We start from the raw sequence: 15,000 nt of genomic DNA, 5'->3' as shown, positions 1-15,000 counted from the left end.
AACATCCTGCGGGCGAGATTGATTCGGTACGGTCAGGCTGCGGCCTCCCGTGCCGGCGGCAGTTCCGCCGCGGTGAGCGGGGCGTCCGAACCGGTGAGGTACTGCACCAGCGTGGAGCGGTCGTCGAGCACCAGCCAGCGGCTCGGATCGGTGATCCGCTCCCGGCCGTCCTTGGTGGTGACGCCGAAATCGGCACGGGCCACCGTGGTTTCGGTGGTGAGCGGCACCGGAATCGCGCCGATCTTGGTGATGGCCAGACGGGACACCGCGGCCTCCAGCTGCGGAGTCTCCGCGATCGCGATGCGGGCCCCCGGGTGGGCTCCGAGCCGCAGCAGCATGCGCGCGAGGCGGTTGCTCCAGCGATCCAGTTCGGCGTAGCTCAGTTCGCAGTCGGCGGCGGTCATCGCGATGGCGGCGGGCGATTCGACCGGCTTGCACATCGAACATCATCCTCTCGGAGGGGCGCTTGCGGTGGCGTTCGGTATGTATCTACTGTCGCCGCCGCGCGCCGCGGCCGATAGCGACCACAGTGCTGCCGAAACCCGCTCCGAGGGTGCGGATGAACCCACCCTGGGGTGGGTGGAAGATCAGCCGCCCAGGCCCTCCATGGTCTGGGAGATCATGGCGATGGAGTCGCGCGGGCTCAGCGCCATGGCCCGGAGCTGGTCGAACATCACGCCGTAGCGGCGCACCTCCGGGTGGCCCTCGATCAGTTCGTCACTGGCGATGCCCTCCACGTAGACCAGCTCCGGGTCCGCGGGGTCCGGGAAGTCCAGCAGCGTGAAGGAGCCCAGCATGCCCGGGTGCGCGCCGGCGTCGAAGGGCAGGATCTGCAGGATCACATTGCGCTTCTCGGTGTGCTCCAGCAGCAGGGTGAATTGCTGGAACATCACCTCCGGGCCGCCCACCAGCCGGCGGATGACGGCCTCGTCCAGCACCACCCACAGCTCCAGCGGATCGTCCTTGGTGAGCACCTTGGCCCGCTCCTGGCGCGCCCGGATGCGTTGCTCGATAACCTGATCCGAGATCTTGGGCATGGTGGTCTGGTACACCGCGTTCGCGTACGCCTCGGTCTGTAGCAGGCCGGGGACATAGGTGGACTGGAAGAACCGAGCCGAGAGCGCCTCGGCTTCGAAGTTGATGTAGGCGCCGTAGACCTCCGACACCGCATCCTCGAAAGACCGTGCCATGCCTGGGCGGAGCGCATCCACCAGCAACTGCAAGGCATCTGAACGTTGCGGCTCGCCGATGCCGTAGAGGTCCAGCATGGCCGTCAGGGTGCGGCGCTGGGGCCTGGCCTGTGCGGTTTCGATGCGGTAGAGGGTGGTCACGTTGATGCCGGTCTTCGCGCTGACCACTTCTTTGCTGAGCTGCGCATTCTCGCGCATCTCGTGCAGCATCGCGGCGAGCCGCCGCAAACGGACGGTGAGCACGGTGCGCTTGCCTGCCATGACAACCCTTTCCCTTGTCGCACTTGCTAGAACGCAGTATTGCGTTCTTGCATTTGTAAGAGCATGATCCAGCTAGCCTATTCGTGAACAACCGATCCGATGACCGGTATAGCTGAATCCGGAGACCAATCATGTTGGTGCGATTAGTGATGCTGTCGGGTGCGTATAGGGAGTCTCGATGACCATGTCGATAGCCGGCGTCCTGCCGACCGCTCCGCAATTGCTCTGTGCCTTCCAGGGGAGGCGATTTCAAGATCGAGTGTTGCTACGGTCGGCGCACGCTCTCGCCGAACTGCACGAACGTCGCGGCCAGCTACGGGATCCCATGATGATCAACGAGATCGATTGTCGCCGCAGCGAACTCGTTGACGATATCAATGATTGGGTGGAACAGGAACTGCCGCAACACCGCAACGGCGCCACGCTGCACACCGAGAGCCTGGGCGCGGTCGTCGACCGTATGGCCCGGAGCTGGGTGGAGGCCAATCAGGTGATCGATCACGAGGGCGCGGCCAGTGACAACACCCATAAACACTGGTACCACCTGGCCGAACTGGTGGACGGCTACACTGATCTCGTAATCGACGTGGCCGGTGGCCGCCGCCGTTTACCAGAACAATGATTCCAAATGCATTGACACAATTGATGTATTGCCACCGAATCGTTGATCGTCAGCGGTGACGTCAGCCGAGTCGTGTTATCGGACCAATAGGTCGCTCGAACCGTAGGACGTCGCCCGCCCGAGACGGCGGGCGCAACGGGGCGCCCCGCCCGGCGTGCCGCGTGGTCGACTGGCGCGGCACGCCCGCCTGGATAAATCGCGGAGCGCCCCAAAACCATCCGTGCGGTTTTTGTTCACGCCATGTTTCATTCACATGGCGGCGGATTCACAAAATTGCGGGTGTAATACGGCGTTTCACATTTCGAGGGAGGGAGTTCGTCATGAACACGGGCGAGGGCACGGCCACCGAGCTCTACCGGCGGGCCCAGGACGGCACATTCCGCCTGGAGGTGGGGGCGGCGCGAACCTGCGCCGCACACTTCCTGCGGTTCGCAGACGCACTGGACCCGCAAATCGAGCGCAGCCACGATACCCATACTCTCACCGGCTTCGGGGATTTCGACTCCGCCCACCAACTCCGGCGCGGTTTCGAACACAAGGGCCGCCAGCTCACCGAGGCCCTGAGCGCCCTGCAGCACTCCGCCCTCGACATGGCCGCCGCCTGCCTGCTGGCCGCCGGCCTGATCGAGGACACCGACGCCACCTACTCGCGCACCCTGCTGGCCGCCACCGCCGGCCTCTGAGACTTCGGGTCTTGTTGATCCCTCACCCGGAGAAGGTTGGGCCGGTATCCGCCGAACGGGTACCGGCCCAATTCTTGTCGCACACCACATCCGAAGGCACCTGCAGCACCGCGAAGATCGCCCCTACCACCAGGAACTGCACCGGCAGCCACCCGTTGGCGCACACCGCGAACTGCGGCAGCACCGCCGCGAAGAACACCACCGTCTTCGGATTCGTCGCCCCTACCACCCCGAATGCCACCACATGCGACAGGCGCTATCACCCCGAGGTAATGGCCCGCAACGGCCGTGAGTGCCGAAAACCGTTGCCCCGCTGATGATCATCCATCGAGCTCCTCCGATAGCAGCCACGCTCGACCGCCGCCCGGCAGCCACGCTCTCCACTCCGAGGCCTGCGCGTGCACACGGATCAACTGGTCCCGCAGACGCCCCGCCGCAGAAACTTGCAGACATCCCGTGGTGGCGTCGCCGATCCAGGTCGTATTTCACCTGATCAGTGGCCGATTGTCAGACATCCGAGGTAGTGTGGATGTCATGAGCGCTGCCTATGACGTGGTCCCATTCAGCGATTTGCTACACAAGCCGGCGGTGACCGCCGGCCGGTTGGATCGGGTTCGCGCGCTGCGGTTGCGGCGGCGCGACGCCGGTGATCTGGCGCTGATGCGGGTGGAGCAGTTGGATGCCGAGGGAGCGGTCGTCGATTTCACGTCCCGGCTGCTGGCCGGGCTGGTCCGGCGTCTGGGTGCGGACGCGGTCCGGGAGGTGCTGCCCGACGCGTTGCCGTGGGTGACATTCCTGCCGGATTCGGATGTCGATCGGTTTGTGGCCGAGCTGGTATCGGTGGCGCAGGGTGCCGCGTCGCTGGAGAACCTGGCCCCCCTCGCCACCCTGCTGAATCAATGGCGGCACACCGCGGAAATCCATGCGGACCCCGCCCTGCTGGCGCTCCTGACTCGCGAGCCCGAAGGCGATCTGGGTGCGGTCGAACCGCCGGACCTCCCCGGGGGTGACGAGTGAGTCCCAAGCGAGGTGATCGCGCTGCCCCGCCTGCCATCGACCCGGAATATGAAATTCGTTTCGCTACAACCGAAGCCGTTGCCGGATGGGAGGACCTCACTCGACAGGCCGCGGCCAACCTGCGCCGTGCATTCGACACGATCCGCGACGATCCGCGGTCCACCGCGAATCCGGACCGGCACCACCGTCTCAAGGGCGCACTGGGATCAGCACTGTGGAAGGGGGCTACCTTGGAGCGCTGGCAGTACGAGGTGACCGGCGGTGGCCGCATCTGGTACCTGATCGACGACGACAAACGAACCGTGTGGATCATGCACGCCGGCACGGGTCATCCCAAGCTCACCGATTGAGATGGGTTGGGGTCAGCGGTCTTTCCAGTAGTTGTCGGGGCCTACCAGGTTGAGGATGGTGCGGGAGGGGGCCTCGAGGTTGGGTTCGAGGGAGGCGTCGACTGCGAGGTTGATATAGAGGGAGTAGGACTCGTAGAGGTAGCGGTATTCCTGGCTGCCCCAGCTGGAGTAGGTGGCCTTGAAGAGGGTGTCGGTGTTGGCCTGGCAGACGCTGGAGCCGACGCCCTGGGTGGGGCACCAGACGTCCCAGATCTGGTCCTGGCCCTTGAGGCCGTTGTAGAGGGTTTCGGCCTCGGTGTTGGAGGGGAAGGCGAAGACCTCGATGGAGGTCAGGATCTTCTCGGAGGCGTCGAGGTAGACGCCGGTCATCATCTGCTGGCACTTGTTGTTCTGCAGCGCCGTCTTCACGTTCTGCGACATATTGCTGGAGACGCAGTCCTTGGGGCCGAAGGAGTGACGGGTGAACACCACGCCCTTGCTGTCGGTGAAGCTCTGCGGCAGTAGGGCGTCCGCCGTGAACGGGGTCTTGTCGGTGGACTGCTTGTTGAGGGTGTTCTTGTCGAAGCCCGCGGTGGTGCTCGTCGGCGGGGCCGTCGTGGTGGTGGTCGTGGAGGTGCCGGCGGCCGAGTTCTTGCTGGAGTCCTTGCCGGTGAGCACCACCGCGCCCACCGCGATGGCGATGACCAGTACCACCAGCAGGGCGCCGAGGATCACCTTGAGTGCCGTGTTCGCTGAATTGGACTGCGGTGCAGTCGAATACGCCACCGGCTGCTGCGGGGCGGACCAACCGCTCGGTGGGCTCGGCGTGGTCGGCGCGCCGAACGCCACCGTCGGCATGGCGGGCGCACTGGCCGGCTGTCCGGCGTGCCGATCCAGCACCGCCAGCGCCTCGGGCACATAGTTCGCACCGTCGGGCGTCAGATACACCGCCCGCAGGGTGTCACTCCACTCCGTCGCGGAGGGCCGGGCATCCGGCCCGAATCCGCCATTGCCGAAGGCCCGGTCGAACAGCGCCCGCACCCGCGGGTCGAGATCGGCGGGCACCCCGGACGGCTGCCACGGCGCACCGGGCGCCCCCGCCCCGGCATCCGGCAGCAACGTCCGATACACCAGCACCGCCAGGTCGTACCGATCCTTGAACCGGTCGTGGGTCGCTTCGAGCGTCGTCGGCCCGGCCGTGTCGATGACGTACACCAGCGGCGCGGCCGGCTGCCACAGCACGTTCCTGGCGGACAGGTCCCCGTGCACGAATTGCCGCTCCTCGAGCACCCGCGCGATGTCGCTCAGCCGGATCGCCAGCCCGGCCCGGAAATACGACGCCACCTGCCCGGGCGCGGCCCACAGCTGATCCAGCGTGCGCGGCCGCCCGTCCGGCTGCAGGAAGTCCATGGGGATCAGCGGCAGCACGGTCCCGGCCAGCATCCCCTCGTGCAGCACCAGATCGATCGGCCAGTTCACCGCCTCGGCGGCGTCCCCGGTGGATCCGCCCGCAGCCTCGGCGGCGAGGACGGTCTGCCGCCCGAAGAGCATGGCCTGCCGGGCTGATTCGATGACGTCGGGACCGGTGACCGGGGTCCGGTACAGCTTGTAGAGCCGCTGCTGCCCGCGCGGATCCCGGCACAGGTACTGCACCGACCGGTTGCCCCCGGTATAGAACGGTTCGCTGTCCACGTCATAGGACTCACCGGACAACCCTGCTACGACCACCATCGAACTACCCCCGCCCGAGCAGTAACTCCGACAACGCGAACGAACGCGACAACGCGGCGAGCCTAACCGTTCAACTGTCCGCCACGCCCGGCAATAAACGCAAGACACCGCTGACCGTCCCCTCACTGGCAGCGGTCAGCGGTGTGGTGCGGTCGACCCGAAAGCTGACCCGGCAGTCAGCGCAGCGCCGCACGACCTTTCAAGCGGCCCAGGATCACCAGGGCGAGGAGCGTGACCAGCACCAGCAGCGTGGTACTGGCCGCGGCATCGAAGACTTCGCCGCGGTCGGTGGCCGCGAAAATGGCCACCGGCAGGGTTTTCCAGGTCGCGGGGTAGACCATGATGGTCGCCCCCAGCTCACCCATGGACAGTGCGATGGCCAGCCCCGCCGCCGCGCCGAGCGCGGGCAGCAGCAGCGGCAGCGTGATCCGGAACAGGACCCGCGCCGGTCCGGCGCCGAGCGATTCGGCGGCCTGCCGATAGCCGGGGTCGAGCCGGTCCAGCGCCGCGGAGACCCCGCTGAAGGCGTAGGCCAGCACGAGCACCGTATGCGCCAGGATCACGATCCATTTGGTGCCGCCCAGCAGCAGCGGCCGCTCGTTGAAGGTGATGAGCACGCCCAGGCCGATCGCCACCGATGGCACCGCGACCGGCACATGGAACACCGCGTCGGTGAGCCGCCGCAGCCAGCCGGGCGCCTCCATCGACGCCAGCGCCGCCCAGGTGCCCAGCGCCAGCGAGAGCAGACCCGCCAGCAGCGCGGTCTGCAGGCTCACCGACAGGCTCGCGGACTCCTCACCCGACAGCGCCCGGGAGAAGTTCGCGAACCCCAGCTGCGAGGGCAGCGGCCCGTTCCAGCGTCCGGCCAGTGCCGCCGCCACCACGGTCGCGATGGGTGCCACGAACACCACGGCCACCACGACCCCGAACACGGCGAGCACCGCGGCCCGCCCGCGCCTGGTCCACACCAGCATGGTTCAGCTCTCCTTCCGCGCACCGGTGAGGCGCGCGAACAGCAGTCGGTATCCGAGATACAGGCCGAGCGACAGCAATACCTGCACCGAGGCCAGCACCGCGGCCCCCGGCAGATCGAAGGTGACGATGCCGCGCGTGTAGATCAGCGCGGGCAGCGTGATGACACCCTTGGCCCCGGTGAACAGCACGATGCCGAATTCGTTGAGGGTCAACAGGAGCGTGAGGCTGCCGCCTGCCGCCAGCGCGGGCCAGGCCTCCGGCATCACCACCTGCGCCAGCACCCGCCACGGCGAGGCGCCCAGACTGGAGGCCACATCCAGCTGTTCGCGCGGCAGCTGCGCGAACGCTGCCAGCAGCGGCCGCACCACGAACGGCGTGAAGAAGGTGACCTCGGCGAGGATCACGCCCCAGGGCGTGCTGAGGAAGTTCACTACCGGCCGCGTACCACCGGTGATCTGGTTGATGAGCGCGTTCACCGCCCCCGCTGTCCCGTACAGGAACGTGAAGGCCAGTGTCACGAGGAAGGACGGCAGGGTCAGCACCGAGTCGATGAGCCGACCCACCAGTTGCGCACCGGGAAACGGCACGAATGCCAGCACGATTGCCAGGAATGTCCCCAGCAGCAGGCAGCCGATGGTCGAGCTGACCGCGATGGTCACGGTGCGCATCAGCGCATTCCGGAACGACTCTTCGGCCAGCACCGCCGACCAGGTCCCGACCCCTCGCCCGGACTTGGTCTTGGTCGATTCCAAGAGCACCCGCACGATCGGATACGCCGCGATCAGCAGCACCGTCAGCACCGGCGGCAGTGTCCACAGCACCGGCCGCCATGACCGTCCCGGCTCGCGAGTCCCGGGAGCCTCTGCCGCGGAAGGAGATTCGAGCAGGGCGGTCACGACGGCCTCCCGTCCCGCATCGCGGCCGACCCGGCGAACCGCTCGGACCCCTCGTCGGCGGTCACCGCGCGCCGTCCCGACACCGTCCGCCGTTCTTCCCGCAGCGGACTCGATGTCACTGCGGCATAGTCGAATTCACCCGTGGCTCGACGGGTCGGCGGGGCGGTCATGCGCGGACCTCGCCGTCGGCGGCGGAGTCGGTGCCGATGCCCGGCGGGATGAGCACCCCGGCCGGGTCGGGGAAGCGTACGCCGATGTGGTCGCCGGGCGCGATCTCGGTGTGGCCCAGGACATCCGCGGTGAGTTCGGCGGGGATGCCCGCCACATCGAGGTGCAGCCGGGTCGAGGCGCCCTTCCAGACGCTGGTGATCACGGTGGCGCGCAGCGCATCTCGTTCGGTGAGCGGCACGATGCGCACGGTATGCGGCCGGACGCACAACTGGGCGTCGGCATTCGGTGCCCAGTCCGGGCGTCCCACGCCGGGCGGCGGCGCGTCCGTGCGCAGCGTGTGCTCGCCGACGGTCACCAGGGCGGCGGTGCCGGAGACGTGTTTGACCGTGCAGGCCAGCAGATTCGCGCCGCCCAGGAAGGATGCGGTGAATTCGGTGGCGGGTTGCTGCCACAGTGTGTGCGCGGTATCGATGTCGACCAGCCGCGCGTCGCGCATGACCGCGATGCGGTCGGCCAGCGCGAGCGCCTCGGCCTGGTCGTGGGTCACGTACAGCATCGCCGTGTCCGGCAAGGCCTTTCGCAGCTGCTGCAGCTCGCCGAGCATGTTCTGGCGCAATTGCGCGTCCAGCGCCGCGAGGGGCTCGTCGAGCAGCAGCACCCGGGGGCGGATGGCGAGCGCCCGCGCGATGGCGACGCGCTGCTGCTGCCCGCCGGACAGCTCCCGCGGCAGCCGCTTGGCGTAGGCGCCCATGCCGACCATGTCCAGGGCCTCGGTCACCCGGGCCCCGATCTCGTTGCGCGGCACGCGATGTGCCTTCAGTCCGAAGGCCACATTGTCGTGCACCCGCATGTGCGGGAACAGCGCGTAGGACTGCACCACCACCCCGATGCCGCGCTTGGCGGGGGAGAGGTCGGTGACGTCGCGGCCGGCCAGCCGCACCGCGCCCGAGGTGGGCCGGACGAACCCGGCCAGCGCCTTGAGCGCGGTGGACTTGCCGGAACCGCTGGGCCCCAGGAGCGCGACCGTTTCCCCCGCGGCCACCCGCAGGTTGAAATCGGCCAGTGCCACAGTGGATCTACGGCCGTGGCCGTAGGTGACTCCGACCCGGTCGAACACGATGGCCGGTTCGTCGGTGGTCTCGCCGGCCACCGTGGATGTCGTCAACGCGGAGGACATGGTTGCTGCTCCTGGGGCTGGTATCGGACTGACGCCGTGCGCTAGCTACCGGTGGCCTTGGTGTAGGCGGCCACGTCGGCGTCGAGGTTGTCGAGCACGGAGGTCCAGTCGGGGTGCAGGACGGTCACGTCCTTGATGGTCGAGGCCGGGGACGGGCCGTTGCCGGTGGCCGGGGCGCTCGCCAGATCCGTGCGGGACGGGATGGCGAAGGTGTCGGGCAGCGACTTCTGCACGTCGGCCGAGAGCAGGAACTCCATCAGCTTCTTGGCCGCGTCCGAATGCGGCGCGCCCTTGGCCATGCCCATCAGGTAGGGCAGCGAGACGGTCGACTTCTTGCCGTCGGCGGACGCCGGGAAGAAGACATTGAACTTGGAGCCGCTCTTGACGCTCTGCAGGTTCATCTGCACATCGCCGTTGGCGATGAGGATCTCGCCCTTGTCCACCTTGGCCTGCAGCTTGCCGGTGGAGGAGGACGGGCCGACATTGTTGGCCTGCAGCTTGGCCAGGTAGTCGAGCGCGCCCTGCTTGCCCATGAGCTGCTGCAGCAGCACCAGCACCGCGGTGCCGTCACCGGCCTGGCCGGGGGTGGAGTACTGCAGCTTGCCCTTGTAGTCGGGCTTGAGCAGGTCGTCCCAGGTCAGTTTGGTGGCGTCGACCGACGGGTTGGCGATGAAGCACAGGTAGTTGCCCGCCAGGGAAACCCACTTGCCGTTGGCGTCCTTGTCGGCGGCGGCGACCGCGCCGGTGTCCACGCCGCTGGCCTGCAGCAGCCCGGACTTGTCGGCCTTCTGCATGAACGGCGGCAGGGTGACGACGACATCGGCCTGCGGGTTGGACTGTTCCTTCTCCACCCGGCTGACGACCTCTCCGGAGCCGGCTTCCACCTCGTTGACCGTGATGCCGGTCTGCGCCTTGAACTTCTCGAAGACGGGCTTGTACCAGTCGCCGAGGCCATCGACGGAGTAGACGGTGACCGTCTTGCCGTCCTTCGAGTCGCTGCCGGTGCCGCCGCAGGCGGTCAGGCTGAAGGCGACCGCGGTGGCGGAGGTCAGGATGAGAGCGGTGCGGGCGATGTTGCGTGCGAGGCGGTTGTTCGAAATACGCACGGTGACTGCACTTTCAGTTCAGGGGACGGTCGAGTCGGAGACTGGGTGGAATCGAAGGAATGGGGGTACCCCGTCGCCCGGGCGAGGCGCGCCCGGGCGGCGGAATTCTCTAGCCGCGCTCGGCCAGCAGCAGCTGCGCGAATTCGGTGACCGACGGCACCACGTGGGTCGCTCCCGCGGCCCGCAGCTGCTCCTCGGTGTGCGCGCCGGTCAGCGTGCCCGCGACGATGCGCGCGCCCGCGGCCAGGCCGGTGGCGATATCGCTGGACGTATCACCCAGCACCGCAACGCGATCCACGGCGTCGGCCTGCAGCCGCAGCACGGCGGTGAGCACCATGTCGGGGTAGGGGCGGCCGCGCCCGGCGTCGGAGGGGACCAGGGCCAGATCGGCGATGTCGTTCCAGCCCAGCGCGTTCAGCAGCCTGTCCTGGGTCTCGCGGCTGAACCCGGTGGTCAGCGCCACCTTGATGCCCGCTGCCCGCAGCGCCGAAATAGCCTCCGCGGCACCGGGAATCGGGTTCACGCCCGCCTCGGAGAACTCCGCGTAGGCGGCCTCGAAGGCGCGGTTGGCCAGCTGGGCGCGGTCCTCGTCGCCGAGCAGGGTGCGGAAGCACCAGATCTTGGACTGGCCCATGGTGTCCCGCACGAAGGTGCGAGCCGCCTCGCGCTCCGGGCCCTCGGCGGGCACGCCCGCGGCGGTGATGGCCGCCTCGAACGCCCGCTCGACCAGCCCGTCGTCGGCGACGGTGGTGCCCGCCATATCGAGGACGGCGAGTTCGATCTGCTTGTCGGACACGGTGATTCCTTTGATCGAGGAGGTCTCAGAGCGAGAGGAGGTCGGCGGTCTCTTCGCCGAGGGCGGGGCCGAGCGTCATGCCGCGGCCACCCGGACCGGTGACGACCCAGACGCCGTCGGCCGCCTGCGCGCGGGTGACGATGGTGCCCGGATCGATGGACTGGCTGTACACGCCCGCCCAGCGCCGCACGATCGGCGGCAGCTTGCGGCCCAGCAGTTCCTCCATCACGCCGGTGAGGTGCTCGTAGGGGGCCTCGTCCACGTCGAAGGTGAACGGCTCGTCGTACTCGTGGGTGTCGCCGATGGTGAGCCCGCCGTGCAGCCGCTGCACGGCCAGCAACTGCATCTTGTGCTGGGCGGCCGTGAACGGCTGCGCCTCTTCACGATTGAGCCGGTCCAGCTCCGGGCCGGCGAAGGCCGGGTAGTAGCGGAAGCTGTCGCCGTCGGCGATGGCGGTGGTGAGCGGTTCGCCCAGGGGGGCGGTCTGCATCATCTGCAGCCGCACCCGGCGCACCGGAATGTCGCCCACCAGTTCGCGGGTCAGGCCGGTGTGCGCGGCGCCCGGGCAGACCAGCACCAGATCGCCCTCGTGGCGGCGGCCGCGGTCGTCGATCACGGTGGTGCCGGTGACGGCGCGGGCCTCGGTGCCGGCGAAGAAGGCATAGCGTTCAGTGGCCTCCATGTAGCGCCGCAGGGCGGGCAGCGCCTGCCGGGACTCCACGGCGGCATCGGTCGAACAGTGCAGGCCCGCAAGGAATTTGCCGCGCAGCGCGGGGTTCAGCACGCGCACCCGGTCGACATCGAGCAGTTCGAAGCCGCGTTCGGCGGCCGAGGGGTGGGCCGTGGCGGCCTCGGCCACTGCGAGCTCGTTCTCCGAGCGCACGAGCGTGAGGGAACCGGCCGCGCGGAAGCCGACGCCGGGGACCTGGCCGCCGATCTCCTCCCACAGCTGCCGCGAGCGCAGGGTGAGCTCCAATTCGTGTGCGCTGCGCCCCGATACCCACACCAGACCGAAGTTGCGCACGGTCGCGCCGCGGGCTTCGACCTCGCGCTCGAGCTGGATGACGTGGTGGCCGCGCCGGATGGCGGCCAGAGCGTGGGCGGTACCGAGGATCCCTCCGCCGATGATGACCAATCGCATGGGAATCATCCTGAGCAATGGTCTAGACCTACGAGTGTTTCGTGTGGAAACGGTAGGTTAATAATTGGTATAGACCAATTCTGTGTAGGCTGGGGTCATGGACACGAGGGAGGCAGCCGGGGTGGAAGACCAGGTGGAGCCAGGCCGTCCGCTGGGCGAAATGCCCGGCGCCGGAACCGATTCCGCGCCGAACGCGCGCCTGCCGAAGTCGTACCGCGTGCGCGCGGAACTCGAGGCGCTGCTCACCGAACTCTCCGAGGGCGACCCGCTGCCCTCGGAACGCGAACTGGCCCTGCGGTGCGGCGTCGCCCGCGAAACCGTGCGTCAGGCCGTGCGAGAACTCTTGGTGGAAGGCCGTATTCGCCGTCAGGGCCGCGGCACGGTGGTCTCGCGCCCGAAGATGGTGCAGCCCCTGTCGCTGCGCTCCTACACCGAGGGCGCGATCAAGTTCGGCCGCAAACCCGGCCGTCTGCTCGTCGAATGGACCGATATCCCGGCGGACCAGGACACCGCCCGGGACCTCGCGCTCGAACCCGGCACACCGGTCATGCATCTGGAGCGCATCCTGCTCGCCGACGGTGAGCGCATCGGCCTGGAGAGCACCTGGATGCCGCTGGACCGCTTCGCCGTGCTGCGCGAGTTCTACAACCCGGAGACCTCGCTGTACGCCGCCACCCGCGGCATGGGCGTGGTCTACGCGGTCGCCACCGAGCGCATCGAAACCGTGCTCGCCTCACCGCGCGAGGCCGCCCTGCTGGAATGCACGACGGCCCTGCCGATGCTGCTGCTGCACCGCCGCAGCGTGGACGGTGAAGGCGTGCCCATCGAACGCGTGCGCTCGCTCTACCGCGGCGACCGCATCGCCTTCCAGGCCAGACTCACCGATTACTGACGCCGATCAGCCGAGCTGCGGGGCAACCTTGCCGCCCAGCAGTTCGATGGTGTGCAGCACCTTCTCGTGCGGCAGCGTGCCCACGCTGGCGTGCAACATGAACCGGTCCAGTCCGAGCGTGTCACGGACATCGGCGATCTTCTCCGCCACATAGTCCGGCGTGCCCACGAACAGCGAACCGCTCTGCGAGCGCAGGGCATCGAACTGCTGCCGGGTCATCGGACCCCAGCCGCGCTCGCGCCCGATTCCGGACATGGCCCGCGCGTACGGCGCGTAGAAGTCCTCGACGGCTTCCTTGTCGGTGTCGGCGACATACCCGTGCGCGTGCACCGCCACCGGCTGCGGCTCGTGCCCGCCTTCCTCCAGCGCCCGGTGATACAGATCCACCAGCGGCTTGAACCGCGCCGGCTGCCCGCCGATGATGGCGATGGCCAGCGGCAGGCCCAGCAGCCCTGCGCGCACGACGGATTCGGGGCTGCCGCCCACCGCGATCCACACCGGCAGCGGCCGATTCTCGGTGCGCGGGTAGACGATCGCGTCGGTCAGCGGTGCGCGGAACCTGCCGGACCAGGTGACCGGCTCCTCCTCGCGGATCTTCAGCAGCAGCGCGAGTTTCTCCTCGAAGAGCTCGTCGTAGTCGCTGAGGTCGTACCCGAACAGCGGGAACGATTCGATGAACGACCCACGCCCGGCCATCAATTCGGCCCGCCCGTTCGAAATCCCGTCCAGCGTCGAGAAATCCTGGAAGGCCCGCACCGGGTCGGCGGAGCTCAGCACGGTCACCGCGCTGGTGAGCTGGATCCGTTCGGTGCGTGACGCGATGGCCGCCAGTACGACGGCCGGCGAGGACGCGGCGAAGTCCTTGCGGTGATGCTCACCGACGCCGTAGACGTCCAGCCCGGCCTGCTCGGTGGCCACCGCCTCCTCGACCACCTGCCGCAACCGCTCGCCCGCGGTCGGCATCGGCCCGTCTCCGCCGACAGGATGAGTTTCAGCGAATGTCGTCAGTCCCAGTTCCACGGCCGGAACCCCTCTCGAGTCTTGTTTCCAAGTCAACTAGAAGCATAAACGGACCACGGTCCGGAAGAATTCCCCCGTACCCGGACCTGGGAATCTCGCGATCCGGACCGGCAGATAGTCTGGTACCTATGTCTGTGCGCACCCGCAAGCCCCTCGCTCCCGGGCAGCAGTCGCCCATTCGCGAGGTCCCGAAGAACATCGAGCGACCCGAGTACGTCTGGAAGAAGACGGCCAAGGAGGGACACGAGCCCTGGGTGCAGACCCCGGAGACCATCGAGAAGATGCGGATCGCGGGCAAGATCGCGGCCCAGGCCCTGGAAGAGGCCGGTAAGGCCGTCGCTCCCGGCGTCACCACCGACGAGCTGGACCGGATCGCGCACGAGTACATGCTCGACCACGGCGCGTACCCATCGACCCTGGGCTACAAGGGATTTCCCAAGTCCTGCTGCACCTCGCTGAACGAGGTCATCTGCCACGGCATTCCGGACTCGACCGTGATCGAGGACGGTGACATCGTCAATATCGACGTCACCGCCTACATCGGCGGCGTGCACGGCGACACCAACAAGACCTTCCTCGCCGGTGATGTGGACGAGGAGGTGCGCCTGCTGGTCGAGCGCACCGAAGAGGCCACCATGCGGGCCATCAAGGCGGTCAAGCCGGGCCGCGCGCTCAATGTCATCGGCCGCGTCATCGAGGCCTACGCCAACCGTTTCGGCTACGGCGTGGTCCGCGACTTCACCGGTCACGGGGTCGGGCCGACCTTCCACTCGGGCCTGGTCATCCTGCACTACGACCAGCCTGCCGTGGAGTCGGTCATCGAGCCGGGCATGACCTTCACCATCGAGCCCATGATCAACCTGGGCGGCATCGACTACGAGATCTGGGACGACGGCTGGACCGTGGTCACCAAGGACCGCAAGTGGACCGCCCAGTTCGAGCACACCCTCGTCGTCACCGACGACGGCGCCGAGATCCTGACGCTCCCGTGAG

The 15,000-nt window shown here is 68.0% G+C and carries 17 protein-coding genes; 6 read left to right on the top strand and 11 right to left on the bottom strand.

Going from position 1 to position 15,000, the window contains the following annotated elements:
* Window positions 1–32 precede the first annotated feature (32 nt).
* Window positions 33–440, bottom strand: coding sequence for an AMP-binding protein (locus ACWEKS_RS40905; protein WP_354837609.1), 408 nt, complete (start codon window positions 438–440; stop codon window positions 33–35).
* Between the two features lie 147 nt (window positions 441–587).
* Window positions 588–1,451, bottom strand: a complete 864-nt coding sequence (locus tag ACWEKS_RS40900) for a helix-turn-helix domain-containing protein (RefSeq protein ID WP_452345086.1) — start codon at window positions 1,449–1,451, stop codon at window positions 588–590.
* A 262-nt stretch (window positions 1,452–1,713) separates the two neighbouring features.
* On the opposite strand from ACWEKS_RS40900, the gene ACWEKS_RS40895 reads away from it, so the two are divergent.
* On the top strand, window positions 1,714–2,073 hold the full coding sequence (locus tag ACWEKS_RS40895) for a DUF4254 domain-containing protein (RefSeq protein ID WP_452345098.1): 360 nt from the start codon (window positions 1,714–1,716) through the stop codon (window positions 2,071–2,073).
* 320 nt (window positions 2,074–2,393) lie between these two features.
* Complete coding sequence (locus tag ACWEKS_RS40890; protein ID WP_452345085.1) at window positions 2,394–2,756, top strand: hypothetical protein; 363 nt, start codon at window positions 2,394–2,396, stop codon at window positions 2,754–2,756.
* Window positions 2,757–2,778: 22 nt separating this feature from the next.
* Here ACWEKS_RS40890 and ACWEKS_RS40885 read toward each other — a convergent pair whose 3' ends face one another.
* Entirely contained in the window at window positions 2,779–2,985 is a 207-nt protein-coding gene (locus tag ACWEKS_RS40885; RefSeq protein WP_452345084.1) for a hypothetical protein, read from the bottom strand.
* 305 nt (window positions 2,986–3,290) lie between these two features.
* On the opposite strand from ACWEKS_RS40885, the gene ACWEKS_RS40880 reads away from it, so the two are divergent.
* The gene (locus ACWEKS_RS40880; protein ID WP_452345083.1) at window positions 3,291–3,773 is read left to right on the top strand and encodes a hypothetical protein; all 483 of its coding nucleotides are present in this window, start codon (window positions 3,291–3,293) and stop codon (window positions 3,771–3,773) included.
* Window positions 3,770–4,123, top strand: coding sequence for a hypothetical protein (locus tag ACWEKS_RS40875; RefSeq protein WP_379402455.1), 354 nt, complete (start codon window positions 3,770–3,772; stop codon window positions 4,121–4,123). The genes ACWEKS_RS40880 and ACWEKS_RS40875 overlap by 4 nt, the downstream gene beginning before the upstream one ends.
* A 12-nt stretch (window positions 4,124–4,135) precedes the next feature.
* Here ACWEKS_RS40875 and ACWEKS_RS40870 read toward each other — a convergent pair whose 3' ends face one another.
* From ACWEKS_RS40870 to ACWEKS_RS40840, 7 genes are all read right to left on the bottom strand, one after another.
* Window positions 4,136–5,833, bottom strand: coding sequence for a hypothetical protein (locus ACWEKS_RS40870; protein ID WP_452345082.1), 1,698 nt, complete (start codon window positions 5,831–5,833; stop codon window positions 4,136–4,138).
* Window positions 5,834–6,009: 176 nt separating this feature from the next.
* Window positions 6,010–6,807: an ABC transporter permease subunit gene (locus ACWEKS_RS40865; RefSeq protein ID WP_379386556.1), complete on the bottom strand. Its 798-nt coding sequence runs from the start codon at window positions 6,805–6,807 to the stop codon at window positions 6,010–6,012.
* A gap of 3 nt (window positions 6,808–6,810) precedes the next feature.
* Window positions 6,811–7,704 carry a 2-aminoethylphosphonate ABC transporter permease subunit gene (locus ACWEKS_RS40860; protein WP_452345081.1) on the bottom strand — a complete coding sequence of 298 codons (894 nt, stop codon included), beginning with the start codon at window positions 7,702–7,704 and terminating at the stop codon, window positions 6,811–6,813.
* A 166-nt stretch (window positions 7,705–7,870) separates the two neighbouring features.
* The gene (locus tag ACWEKS_RS40855; protein ID WP_452345080.1) at window positions 7,871–9,052 is read right to left on the bottom strand and encodes an ABC transporter ATP-binding protein; all 1,182 of its coding nucleotides are present in this window, start codon (window positions 9,050–9,052) and stop codon (window positions 7,871–7,873) included.
* 41 nt (window positions 9,053–9,093) lie between these two features.
* A complete protein-coding gene (locus ACWEKS_RS40850; RefSeq protein ID WP_452345079.1) occupies window positions 9,094–10,158 on the bottom strand; it encodes a 2-aminoethylphosphonate ABC transporter substrate-binding protein in 1,065 nt (354 codons plus the stop codon).
* Window positions 10,159–10,267: 109 nt separating this feature from the next.
* Window positions 10,268–10,954, bottom strand: coding sequence for a phosphonatase-like hydrolase (locus ACWEKS_RS40845; protein ID WP_452345078.1), 687 nt, complete (start codon window positions 10,952–10,954; stop codon window positions 10,268–10,270).
* Between the two features lie 25 nt (window positions 10,955–10,979).
* Window positions 10,980–12,095, bottom strand: a complete 1,116-nt coding sequence (locus ACWEKS_RS40840; RefSeq protein WP_452345077.1) for a TIGR03364 family FAD-dependent oxidoreductase — start codon at window positions 12,093–12,095, stop codon at window positions 10,980–10,982.
* Window positions 12,096–12,255: 160 nt separating this feature from the next.
* Between ACWEKS_RS40840 and ACWEKS_RS40835 the strand changes: the two genes are divergently transcribed.
* The gene (locus tag ACWEKS_RS40835; RefSeq protein WP_452345097.1) at window positions 12,256–12,987 is read left to right on the top strand and encodes a GntR family transcriptional regulator; all 732 of its coding nucleotides are present in this window, start codon (window positions 12,256–12,258) and stop codon (window positions 12,985–12,987) included.
* Window positions 12,988–12,993: 6 nt separating this feature from the next.
* Here the strand turns inward: ACWEKS_RS40835 and ACWEKS_RS40830 are convergent, their stop codons facing one another.
* On the bottom strand, window positions 12,994–14,007 hold the full coding sequence (locus tag ACWEKS_RS40830; protein WP_452345076.1) for an LLM class flavin-dependent oxidoreductase: 1,014 nt from the start codon (window positions 14,005–14,007) through the stop codon (window positions 12,994–12,996).
* A 128-nt stretch (window positions 14,008–14,135) separates the two neighbouring features.
* Between ACWEKS_RS40830 and map the strand changes: the two genes are divergently transcribed.
* Window positions 14,136–14,999 carry a type I methionyl aminopeptidase gene (gene map, locus ACWEKS_RS40825; RefSeq protein WP_452345075.1) on the top strand — a complete coding sequence of 288 codons (864 nt, stop codon included), beginning with the start codon at window positions 14,136–14,138 and terminating at the stop codon, window positions 14,997–14,999.
* Window position 15,000 lies beyond the last annotated feature (1 nt).

The sequence above is a fragment of the Nocardia sp. NPDC004711 genome (assembly GCF_053601595.1).
Note: the sequence above shows the minus strand (reverse complement) of the source record. Positions and strands in the feature narration are given on the sequence as shown.